The sequence below is a fragment of the Chryseobacterium rhizoplanae genome, assembly GCF_900182655.1.
GTDB lineage: Bacteria > Bacteroidota > Bacteroidia > Flavobacteriales > Weeksellaceae > Chryseobacterium > Chryseobacterium rhizoplanae.
Window position 1 is genome coordinate 1,079,459 of sequence record NZ_FXTC01000001.1, and the last position, 12,213, is coordinate 1,091,671.

9 protein-coding genes are annotated in these 12,213 nt (G+C 38.6%); 8 read left to right on the forward strand and 1 reads right to left on the reverse strand.

From position 1 onward, the window contains the following. Positions 1–3: 3 nt before the first annotated feature. From FN817_RS04760 to FN817_RS04785, 6 genes are read left to right on the forward strand one after another with little or no spacing between them, the layout of a single operon-like run. On the forward strand, positions 4–1,815 hold the full coding sequence (locus FN817_RS04760; RefSeq protein ID WP_142716938.1) for an IucA/IucC family protein: 1,812 nt from the start codon (positions 4–6) through the stop codon (positions 1,813–1,815). After that, positions 1,812–3,215: an MATE family efflux transporter gene (locus FN817_RS04765; RefSeq protein ID WP_142716939.1), complete on the forward strand. Its 1,404-nt coding sequence runs from the start codon at positions 1,812–1,814 to the stop codon at positions 3,213–3,215. The genes FN817_RS04760 and FN817_RS04765 overlap by 4 nt, the downstream gene beginning before the upstream one ends. A gap of 1 nt (position 3,216) precedes the next feature. Beyond that, entirely contained in the window at positions 3,217–3,462 is a 246-nt protein-coding gene (locus tag FN817_RS04770) for an acyl carrier protein (protein ID WP_047374822.1), read from the forward strand. Positions 3,463–3,466: 4 nt separating this feature from the next. Then, positions 3,467–4,855 (forward strand): AMP-binding protein, encoded by a 1,389-nt coding sequence (locus FN817_RS04775; RefSeq protein WP_142716940.1) that lies wholly within the window; start codon positions 3,467–3,469, stop codon positions 4,853–4,855. Further along, a complete protein-coding gene (locus FN817_RS04780) occupies positions 4,842–7,286 on the forward strand; it encodes a TonB-dependent receptor (RefSeq protein WP_142716941.1) in 2,445 nt (814 codons plus the stop codon). The genes FN817_RS04775 and FN817_RS04780 overlap by 14 nt, the downstream gene beginning before the upstream one ends. 2 nt (positions 7,287–7,288) lie before the next feature. Further along, positions 7,289–8,476: a PepSY-associated TM helix domain-containing protein gene (locus FN817_RS04785; protein WP_142716942.1), complete on the forward strand. Its 1,188-nt coding sequence runs from the start codon at positions 7,289–7,291 to the stop codon at positions 8,474–8,476. 427 nt (positions 8,477–8,903) lie between these two features. On the opposite strand, the gene FN817_RS04790 is transcribed toward FN817_RS04785, so the two are convergent. Continuing rightward, complete coding sequence (locus FN817_RS04790; protein WP_142716943.1) at positions 8,904–10,394, reverse strand: aminotransferase-like domain-containing protein; 1,491 nt, start codon at positions 10,392–10,394, stop codon at positions 8,904–8,906. 66 nt (positions 10,395–10,460) lie between these two features. On the opposite strand from FN817_RS04790, the gene FN817_RS04795 reads away from it, so the two are divergent. Further along, positions 10,461–11,084 carry a hypothetical protein gene (locus FN817_RS04795; protein ID WP_142716944.1) on the forward strand — a complete coding sequence of 208 codons (624 nt, stop codon included), beginning with the start codon at positions 10,461–10,463 and terminating at the stop codon, positions 11,082–11,084. Further along, on the forward strand, positions 11,077–12,186 hold the full coding sequence (locus FN817_RS04800; protein ID WP_142716945.1) for an aminotransferase class I/II-fold pyridoxal phosphate-dependent enzyme: 1,110 nt from the start codon (positions 11,077–11,079) through the stop codon (positions 12,184–12,186). Before FN817_RS04795 ends, FN817_RS04800 begins: the two co-directional genes overlap by 8 nt. The last annotated feature ends 27 nt before the right edge of the window (positions 12,187–12,213 follow it).

Below are 12,213 nucleotides of genomic sequence, written 5' to 3' on the forward strand. Positions count from 1 at the left end.
AAAATGAACACCAACGTAAAAAATACAGTAAGCCAGGAAAACTGGAATCAGGCTAACAGAAACTTAATGGCCAAAACCATCGCAGAACTGATGCATGAAGAGCTTCTGAAACCTGTAGCAACTTTTGAAGATAAAGAAGAATATACAGTTTTCAAACTCGAAACAGGATTTGAAAATATTACCTACAGCTTCCGCGGACAGGAAAGAATGATGGATTACTGGTATATTGATAAAGACAGCATTATAAAAACAGAAAACAGTGAAGATCTGTCTGCCGTAGATGTAGCAGCTTTCTTTCTGGAAATGCAGTCTGTTTTTGATCTAGATCCTTATACCATTGCAAGATATACCGAAGAATTATTGCATACTTTGTATTGTGATGCTTTAATCTTATCAAGAGGAGTAATGTCTTCAAAAGACCTTGCGGATGCTGATTACCAAACGGTAGAACACAATATGACCGGACATCCGTGGGTAATTGTAAATAAAAGCCGATTAGGTTTTTCTCCAACAGATCTGAAAACCTTTGCCCCTGAAGCAGATGAGAATTTAAAAGTGATCTGGCTGGCTTCCCATAAAAGCAGATCGTCATTCCAGTCTTTGGAACATATTAACAGAGATGAGTTTTATCGTTCCGAAATAGGGGATTTATTGTACAATGATTTTAAACAGCAACTGATAAGCGAAGGAAAAATTGTTGAAGACTATCATTTTATCCCTGTACATCCGTGGCAGTGGGAGCATAAGCTTCAGATTCATTTTGCCGGGGATATTGCTTCCGGACTTTTAATCCAGCTGGGAGAGGGTAGTGATACCTATAGCCCACAGCAGAGTATCCGTACTTTGTTTAATGTAGATCATCCTAAGAAGCGATACCTGAAAACGGCTGTCTCTATTCTGAGTACGGGAAATATCAGAGGATTATCCCCTAAACAAATGAAAATTGCTCCAGCCATTACAGACTGGGTAAAAGGCTTAATTAAAGATGATGCTTACCTTGAGAATAAAGAAACTATTTTCTTAGGGGAAGAGGCTGCAATCACCTATTTGCATCCACAATATGGAGCTATTGCCAGTGTACCTTATCAGTATAATGAATTCCTTGGCGCATTATGGAGAGAAAGTGCTGAAAATTATCTGAAAGAAGATGAGCAAATGGTAACCATGGCCTCTTTACTGTATGTAGACGAAAACGGAGTTCCATTGGTCCAGGCATTTGCGGAAAAAGCAGGTCTGAGTATTGAAAAATGGATTGAAAGTTACCTTGATGCGTATCTTACCCCATTATTACATATCTATTACACGCATTCATTGTGTGTAACGCCACACGGAGAAAACATTATGGTGGTTTTGAAAAACGGAGTTCCACAGAGAATTGTAATCAAAGACTTTGTAGATGATATCGTTTTAACCACTGAAGCAAGAGAAAAGCTCCCTGCACACCTTGCAGATGGCCTGATACAGTCTTCTAACAAAGAAAATATTCCGTTATTTATTTTGCTGGGCGTTTTTGATGCCTTCTTCAGATATCTGTCTAATGCGTTGCATACGTATTCCAACTTTAATGAAGAGAAATTCTGGGAATTGGTTCACAACTGTGTAGAAAATTATAAAGCTGAGAATACTCACCTTCAGGAACGATTTGAAAAGTATGACCTGTATGTACCTGCATTCAAAAGATTCTATATCAACAGTCTGCGTCTGAAAAACAATGGTTACAGTGAAAATAAAGCATTTGCCATTCCAAGAAAAGATGGAGCGCTGCCGAATCCGCTGTACCAGATTGCCAATAAAAATTCAGTAGCAGCAGTATGAGGAAATTCCTGCATATACTAAAAGAAGGAGTGGTTTTTGCCTATGGAGCAATCGCCGGAAAAAAAGTCGAGCTGACTTCCGGAAGCATCAACCGTTCCATCTTTAGCCTTGCCATTCCTATGGTGATGGAGCTTGTGATGGAATCTGTTTTTGTGAGTGTCAACCTATTGATTATTGCCAGATTAGGCGACAAGGTTCTGGGTCTTGTAGGGATCACAGACAATTACATCAACTTTGCTTATGCCATTGCAGTAGGACTCGGTATCGCAGCAGCAACACTGATTGCAAGAAGAGCCGGTGAAAAGGATCAGGAAGGAATGGGCAGAACCGCTCAGTATATTATCCTGCTGGCATTAATTTTTGCTGTGCTTATTGGTGGCATCTCCTGTTATTTCTCTGCTGAAATTGTAGATTTCCTGGGGATCAATGCCAATATAGTAGTTGATGGAGTATCTTTTTCAAGACTGGTCTTTCTGAGCATCGGACTTGTAATTCTCCGCCTTTCGGTAAATGGACTGTTCAGAGGTGCCGGTGATGCGGATATTGCTATGAAATCACTTTGGATCTGCCATATTTCCAATATCATTCTTGCAGTAATCCTTGTTTTCGGATTAGGATTTATTCCTGCTTTCGGATTAATGGGATTGGCATATGCTACGGTTTTATCAAGGACATTAGGGGTTTTATACCAGACTTTTATATTTGTTACCGGAAGAACCAGCATCAGCATCAGAGTTCCTTTCCATGTGGATATTCCATTACTGCAGAAGATCCTGAAACTCGCCTTTGGAGGATTGGTCCAGTATATCATTCCTACATCCAGCTGGCTGATTATGGTGAAAATCATATCTACCTTCGGAACAACAGCGCTTGCAGGATACATTATTGCTCAGCGTATTGCTTCAGTGGCAACAATGCCTGCCTGGGGAATAGGAAATGCTGCCGGAGTTCTTACAGGCCAGAATTTGGGTGCAGGAGAGCCTGAACGTGCTGAAAAAACAGTCTGGAGAGCAGGAACAATCAACATGACGTATCTGGTACTTGTAGCCTTATTCTGGCAGATTGCAGCGGAATATGTGGTGAAATTTTTCACTACAGAACCGGAAGTTGCAAGATATGCGGTTCAATACATCCATGTGGTTTCTATGGCTTATCTGCTTTTAGGATTCACAATGGTAATCAGTCGTGCTCTGAATGCAGCCGGAAACATTATGCAGGTTACTTTATTGTATATCATCATGTTTTATGTGATTCAGCTTCCTTTGGCTTATCTCTTGGGAGTAAGGTTTCAGTGGGAACTGAGAGGAATATTTACTGCTATCGTTTCTTCGGAAATTGTTTTAGCTGTGCTATTCCTGATGATTTTTAGAAATGGAAAATGGAAAACTATAAAAATTTAAAATGAACACTACAGAAGAATTTTATGAAATTATCGCCTCTGCCATCGCCATAAAAAAAGAATTGGTAGACGAAAAACTAACGTATCAGGAAATCCCGGAATGGGATTCTATGTCTCATCTTCTGATCGTAGAAGCGCTTGAACAGTTTTACCAGATCAAATTTGATTTTAATGATATTCTGGAGATGGGAACCGTCGGAAAAATTCGCGAAAAAATGAAAAAATACGAAGTATTCGTAGAAAACTAGGCCTATGAAAATTTTAGAAAATGTAATTGCCAATAAGAACCTGGCGTTTATAGATGCTTCCACCGGTACAACCATACCGGTGGGAACACTGTATCGGTCTTTAGGCTTAAACCCGATAGAAAAAGGACTGCTCTTTTTGTACAATGACAATCAGCTGTCCAGTATTGAGGTACTTCTCAATTTTTACGGAACAGCACACACCATTGCCGTATTGGGACAGAAACTGCATGAGGAATTTAAAGAACGTATTGAGGCAGAATATCGTCCGAAATACATCTTTGATTCGCAAAGAGAAACCATTGAAGGATACAGCCTGAAAGAATTCTCAGACCATATCAGCATCTTTGCAAAGGATGATTATCAACCTGAAATTACCATTAACCCTGAAATTAAAATCCTTTTGAGTACTTCAGGCACAACAGGTGTTCCGAAACTGGTTAAATTATCTGATGAAAGTCTTTATCAGAACGCATTGAGCATCCTTCAGTATATGCCCGTTAAGGAATCCGATGTGGTTCCTTTAAATGTTCCGATCAACTTTGTATATGGATTCTCTATTTTCACCACCAACTGCATGCGTGCCGGAAGAATTGTATGCACGGATAAAGACATTATGCAGAAAGCATTCTGGGATGAAATGGAGGAGTATGGCTACAGTACGTTGGGCGGAGTGCCTTTCCTCTATGAAAATTTGAACAGAATAGGATTCTTCAGAAAAGATTCTCCAAGTCTGAGGTATTTTACCCACACGGGAGGCGTAATCAATGCTGAATTGAGAAAAACCATTTTCTCTTACTGTCATGAATTTAAAAAAGAATTCTTTGCACAATACGGGCAGACTGAAGCAGGAGGAAGAATGGCTTATCTTACCACAGAAGGTTTGCTGGAGGGGGAAACTTCTATCGGAACTCCTGTACACAACGGAAGTTTCAGAATTGATCCTGAAACCGATGAACTTCTCTTTTCACACATCAGTATTTTCGGAGGTTACGCCAATAAGCTGGAAGATTTGACAACATATGAGCAGCCTTCTGTATTGCATACCGGAGATACCGCCAGAAAAGGGGAGAACGGAATGTATTATATCACAGGAAGAATAAAGCGTATCATGAAGCTTTTCGGAATACGCCTTAATCTGGATGAGGTAGAGTTCATTCTTAAAAATGAAATGCAGGGCAATACCTTCGTATGTCTGAATGCCAATGATAAAAAAATCGTTGTGCTGTATGACAATCCGGACATTGATCCTCAGATCATCACCGAAACCATTAAAAATAAACTGCGTATCAACCCACAATATGTACGCACAGAACGTATAGAATCATTCCCATTATCACAAAACGGTAAAATAAACTATCCCCTGTTACAAAACTTACAGCATGAAAACATCTAAAACCCTTATATTACTTCTTGGTCTTGCTTTATCTTCCAACCCTCTTTCTGCACAACAGGGCGACAGAATTCATGGCAAAATCATGCTGTCTGAAAAAGCACCGGTAAAAAACGCTGTTTTAAGACTTGTCAATACGTCTTATCAGGCAAAAACCAATAATTTAGGAGAATATTACTTTGAAAATGTGCCACCTGGAGAATATACGCTTCAGGTGGTTTTAAATGACATTGAACTGATGAGGGAATCTATCCACATCCAGAAAGATGTCTATGAAATTCCTGCAATCTACGCCCCGTTACATAATAATGTGATAGAGGGAATTACCGTATATGCAGTGAGCAGAAATAAATTTTTGGATAAAGACAGTACTTCAGTGGCTAAAATGCCTTTGAAAGTTCTTGAAAATCCACAGGCTTATACAAGCATCAACCAGCAGATCATGAAGGAACAGCTTACTTACGATATTTCGGAAGTATTGAAAAATGTTCCGGGAATGGTAAAAATGCAGGGAAGCCCGGGAAGAGGTTCAGGAGACGGAAGTTTCTACTACAGCCTTAGAGGTTTTCCTACCAAAGTATCTATGGTAGATGGCGTTCCGGCAAATACTAATGGTGAGATCGATCCTGCGGACATTGAACGTCTGGAGGTAATCAAAGGACCATCAGGAACTTTATATGGAGGTGCTGTAACTTCTTTTGGAGGTCTTATCAATGCGGTAACCAAAAAACCAAAAGATTACTTCGGTGGAGAGGCTTCTTATCTTATGGGAAGCTATAATCTGAATCGTGTCACAACTGATGTTTACGGACCGATTACAGAATCCAGAAATATGTTATTCCGTTTGAATGCGGCTTATCAGTATCAGAATGGTTTCAGAGACTCTGAATTCAGAAAATCATTCTTTGTAGCTCCTACAATTAGTTATCAGGTTAATGAAAGACTTAAATTTAACCTAGGAGCTCAGATTTACAATTATGAAGGAACAAACACTCCGATTATTTTCCTTCCGAGAACAAGAGCTTATTTTGCTCATAATCCTGATGAACTTGGCTTCGATTGGAAAAGGTCATATTCCAACAATGATATGACGTTAAAAGCTCCATCCATCAATGTAAAAGCTGAGGCTAATTACAAAATTGCAGATAAATGGACTTCACAAACCTTGCTTTCAAGAAACTTCAGAAAAACAGAAGGTTTATATCAATATCAATTTATCAGAGGAAATACCAGTGATGCAATGTTAGAACGTAATGTACAGTGGCAGAATTCGGAAGCTTCTTCTACAAGTGTTCAACAAAACTTCAATGGAGAATTTAACATCGGAAAAATAAAAAATAAAGTCCTGATAGGATTAGACTATCTTAATCAGACCATCAACAATAACCATTCCCCGATTGTTGTATTTGATAATGTGGACGGACAAAACCTGACAGGAAGCTATGGAAGCATTTCTAAAGATCTTGCCCTTCAGAAAATCCAGGCAGCTACTCAGGCAGCAATTTCAGCTGGTAAAACTCCTTTGGTGAGAAATACCACTGCATCCAACCTTTATGGAGCTTATATTTCAAACGTAACCTATATTACAGACCGTTTGATTACGATGATAAGCTTGCGTATGGACCATTATGAAAGTAAAGGACAGCTTAACCTGAATGATAACAAACGGGCGGGCGAATTCAAACAGACAGCCTGGTCTCCCAAAGTAGGAATCGTATACCAGATCCTCAAAGATCAGTTATCAGCCTATGGAAATTATATGAATGGGTTCAGCTATACAGCACCTGTTACACAGCAGTTGGCCGACTATAGCGGAGATATGAAGCCACAGATGGCCAACCAATGGGAGGTAGGATTAAAAGGAAATCTTTGGAGAAATAAAATTAATTTCACCGTTTCATATTATGACATCCTTGTTGACAATATCCAGAGAGGAACCGGAGTGATCCGTGACGGAAAAGAATACAATATTGTTGTTCAGGATGGAACGCAGAGAAGTAAAGGGATTGAAATCGAAACGATCATGAACCCTGTTCAGGGATTAAATATTATGGCCGGATATGCCTACAATCACAGCAGATATGAAAAAGCTGATCCTGCTGTAGATGGGCGCCGTCCGGAATCTGCAGGTCCTGCGAATGTATTCAATTCCTGGATCAGTTATATCCTTCCTATCAGAGGACTTCAGGGACTTGGAGTAGGTTTCGGGATAAACCGTGTAGGAAAACAGATTACCGGAAATAAAGTGGTTACCGGGCAGTTTATATTTCCTGCCTATACTTTAGTCAATGCTTCTATTTCTCTTGAAAAAGAAAGATACAGATTAGGATTTAAAATGAATAACCTGGGCAATGTACAATATTTTGCAGGGCAGGGAGTAGTAGTCGCTCAGATGCCTCGTAATTTCGTTGCTGAGGTAAGCTTTAAATTTTAAGGATGAAATTAAAGTTTAGAAAAATTGCCTATCAGTTACATCTATGGCTCGGACTCACGTCCGGGCTTATAGTTGTTATTATGGCCGCTACTGGATGTATCCTGGCTTTCGAAGAAGAATTAAAACATATTGTTCACCCCAACAGATATTACGTTGAAAATATTGGAAGAAAAAAGCTTTCATTATCTGAGCTTACGGAAAAAGCAGAAAAAGCACTTCCTGAAGGACTGAAGATCAAAAGGGTCATAATTCCTGCCAATCCTGCACAAACCTATGTATTCCGAACCCTTAAAATAGACAATGAAGCATGGACCTATTGGGGAACTTATCTTTATTATTATAGAATTTATGTAGATCCCTACACCGGAAAAGCACAGGAAGTAGAAGATGCCAAAAAGGACTTTTTTGAAATTGTTCTGGATCTTCACAGAAGGCTTTTGCTGGGTGAGAAAATAGGAAAAACAATTACCGGTTATTCCACACTCGTGCTGGCGATCATTCTTTTATCGGGGCTTGTGATATGGTATCCCCGTAAAATGAGCAAAAGCATGCTGAAAGGAATGTTTTTCATTAAATTATCAGCCAACTGGAAAAGAATCAACTATGATCTTCATAATGTGCTGGGATTTTATTCCATAATTCCTTTGCTTCTGATCTCTTATTCCGCTTTGATATGGAACTTTGAAGATGTAGATCAATGGATAAAGAATACATTAAATGGAAACATTTCTACGGAAAAGAAAGCCAAAAGTACCATACCTTCCGAAGAATTTTCAAACCGGGAACATATCCTCAATCTGATCGGAAGCACCATGGAAAACAGACTTCAAGATAAGAAATCAGCGCTTATCAATTTTCCTAGATCAGAAGAAGGTACTTATTATGCTGAACTAACTTATGACGGAAGACAATACAGAAACGAACAGTTTAATTTTGATCAGTATTCAGGAGATATCTTAAAATCTCAATCTTATAAAAACAAAAATATCGGATATGGAACCGCATTAAGAGAAAGAAATTATGACCTTCACACCGGAAGCATCTTGGGGATAACGAGCAGAATCATTTATTTTCTGGCAGCAATGATCGCAACATCACTTCCCATCACCGGGTTTATCATCTATTTAAACAGGAAAAAGAAGAAACCAAAACATAAGAAAAACAAAATAGTTTATCCTACTCATCATTAGTAAAGAGAAGAGGTTATCTCAAAAGTCAACTCATTGACTTTTGTCATTGACTACGTCGAATCTTCGATTTCTGACGAAGGAAGAATCTCATTCATAATTCAGGTTAAGAGATTCTTCACTACATTCCATTTCGTTCAGAATGACACTTTGACATAGCCTCCTTTTACTATTCAAAAGTAAGAATATCAGTATTAATTTTATCGAAGATAAAATCCTCGCGCCTTAAAACGCATTGTTTTAGTCCTTATTTGCGCCTTTGCGATTTCCAAAAATACTTTATCAAAAGAGTATCTTAGTTGGAAATCGCAAAGGCGCAATTTTTTTTATCTTCTATTTTTTAGGCGCAAGAAAATCAAAGATTTTCAGCAAGCAATACAATACAATTTTTTCATAAATGTCTACCTGGAAATCTGTATAATTTCCTTAATCACCCAATCAATCCCTTCACGTTTTTTGAAAACACCTCAATCCCCTTATTCATCTCTTCAACATTCAAATCCCCGAATCCCAAACGCATCGCGGTAAGCCCTTTATTCTGATACAATAATGTTTTAGGAATAAAAAGATTGTCTTTCGCGCAATTCCTGCTCAGTTGCATCAGATTCAGCGGAATATTCCATTCCAGCCATATGGCAAGTCCTCCGGAAGGTTTCTGAAAGGAGATTAAATCACCCAAGTTTTCTTCCAGCAATCCGGAAAAATAATTACGCCTTTCCTGATAAACTTTTAAAGATTTCTTCAGATAACGGTTGATTTCTCCTTCTGCAATCATTTCTCCAAGTGCTCTTTCCATCAGAATATCGCCCTGACGGTCTATAATTCCCAGGTATTTACGCATTTCAGTCATCAGATTTTCCGGAGCTACAATAAACCCTGTTCGGAATCCGGGAGCCAGAGATTTCCCGAAAGAACCAATGTAAATTACCATTCCATTCGTATCAGCACTGGCTAAAGGAAGAATTGGACTTTTATCGTAATGAAATTCATAATCGTAATCGTCTTCGAGGATAATAAATCCGTACTCATTGGCCAGTTCCAGTAATTCAAATCTTCTCTGCGCACTCAAAGCAACCGTAGTAGGATAGTGGTGATGCGGAGTGAGATAAAGCATTCGTATTTTTTGCTTTTTACAGGCTTCTCTTACACTTTCTACGATAATTCCTTCCTCATCAATGGGAATAGAAACAATATCAACACCAGCTTTCATAAAGATCATATTGACAGAAAAATAGCTCAAAGCTCCCACCAATACAGTATCGCCGGCAGAAAGAAGGATTTCGGAAACAATATAGATACTCATTTCCGTACTTCTGGTAATGAGCAGATTATTTTTGGAAATAGGAAGTCCGCGGGAAAGATTCAGATATTGGGATAAATGTTCCTTAAAAAATTCACTTCCGTCATGATTGTAATGTCCGAAAGCTTTCTGGCTGGATTTACGTTTCAAAATAGAACTGTAAAACCGGGAATGCTGTCCGATTTGTGTTAAACGGATATCCGGCACCCCATCATTAAAGACATACTCACAATCCGAATGTTCAAAAGGATTATCTAAAATATTGGATGTTTTGAATGAAAAACCGGTCGTTATTGGATAGTTTTGAAGATTATTCTGCTCAAAATCGTTCACTTTTACAGGTTTTTCCTGATCTTTTCCAATCACAAATGTTCCCTTATTCGGAAAACTCTCTGTCCAGCCCTGAGCTGAAAGTTCATCATACACTGCAACCGCTGTATTTCTATGGATTTCCAGCATTTCACTGAAGGTTCTTGTTCCCGGAAGTTTTGTTCCAAAAGGTAAAACACCTCGCTGAATCGCATTGATCAGTTGATTCGCAATCTGCAAATAGATAGAAGTCTCTGATTTTCTATCAATCTTTATAAAACTTTCATAAGGAATTTTAACCGGACTATCCATAATATCAAAACTGGCACCATAGAACCATCCGGCAATATACTACTTTTGACATCAAAATAAAAATCTATGGAATTTCACCATCTGTTAAAAAGAATTGTACAGGACGGAAGCACCCATGCCAAATGGCTCAATACACTTTCTTTCATGGAAAATGCCGGTGCCCGAAAAATATCAAAATGTGAACATCCAACTTTGGTTTCTCAGATCCAGCTGAAACATGCTGCTGAAGAACACCGCCACGCTTATTATCTGAAAAAGCAGATCGGTAAAATAGATCCTGAACTCTGCAAAACCTACGAAAGCACAGAGCTTCTGGCGCCTATTGCAACAAGTCAATATCTTCACTCATTGGATATAAAAGCCTGTCGCTACCTTCAGAAAGCTTTCCAACTTAATAAAACAGATATTAAATATGCTGCCTATCTTTTTGTAACCTATGCGATTGAAGTACGTGCTGACGAATTGTATCCGGTTTATCAAGAGGCACTTACCGAAGCTTCTTCTAAAATTATGGTAAAGTCCATTATTCTTGAAGAAGAAGGACATCTGGAAGAAATGATCAACCAGCTCAACGAATTTTCACCGGACTGGAAACATCATGCAGATCATATTCTGACCATAGAAAAAGAACTGCATAAAGAATGGATTAATGCCATTACAGGAGAAGTTACTCAGTTACATTATGCTTAATAATATCCTTCGTTTTCAGCAATCCCTTGATAAAAGAAAAGCGGAAGGAACGTTAAGGCGGTTAAGACTTCAATCTGAAGGAGTTGATTTTTATTCCAATGATTATCTGGGGTTTGCACGAAATAAAGAGCTTCAAAACATTCTGCTGCAGAAGAGTATAGACAATCCTCAACTGCTCTCAGGAAGTACAGGTTCCAGACTGATCAGCGGAAACAGCAATGTTGCCACTTCAGTGGAACATTTTATTGCTCAGAAACATCATTTTGAATCGGCATTGCTTTTTCCGTCAGGATATAATGCAAACCTTGCTTTGTTTTCAACGCTTCCCAGCCGTCATGATACAGTGATTGTGGATGAACAGATTCATCGGTCAGTACATGATGCGTGTCAACTTTCGAATGCTAAAAAACTGAAGTTCAAACACAATGATCTCGAAGATCTTGAAAATGTGTTAAAAAGACAGGAAGGACATTGTTATATCGCCATCGAAAGTTTGTACTCGATGGAAGGAGATTTTGCTCCTCTTCAGGAAATTACAGCGATTTCAGAACGGTATAAAGCTTCTTTGATTGTTGATGAAGCCCACGCTTTCGGAGTTTTGGGATATGGACTGATTGAAAAACATCAGTTACACGATCAGGTTTCAGCAGCGGTTATCACTTACGGAAAAGCTCTTGGAAGCCATGGAGCAGCAATTCTTTGTAATGAAACGGTAAAATCTTATCTGGTCAATTTTGCAAGCCCTTTCATTTATAGTACTTCAGCGCAAGATTTTCAGTGGATGAGCATCAAAACAGGATATGAATTTTTTGATCAAAATCATGAACAGGCAATAAAACTTCAGGACAATATCAGAATTTTCCGAAGCCAAAATGTACAGTCTCCATCCGCAGAAGCAAGTCCGGTTCAGGCTATTCTAATTCCGGATAATCAAAAACTGAAAACACTACAGAACACTTTATTTGAAGAAGGATTTTTAACCTATGCCATTTACAGTCCAACAGTAAAAGAAGGTAGCGAACGCTTGAGAATATGTCTTCACAGCTTTAATACAGAAGAAGAAATTATGAAACTGACAGAAATCATTAAAGAATTTATGTAAAAACCCCGAATCCCGAAACACGAAACA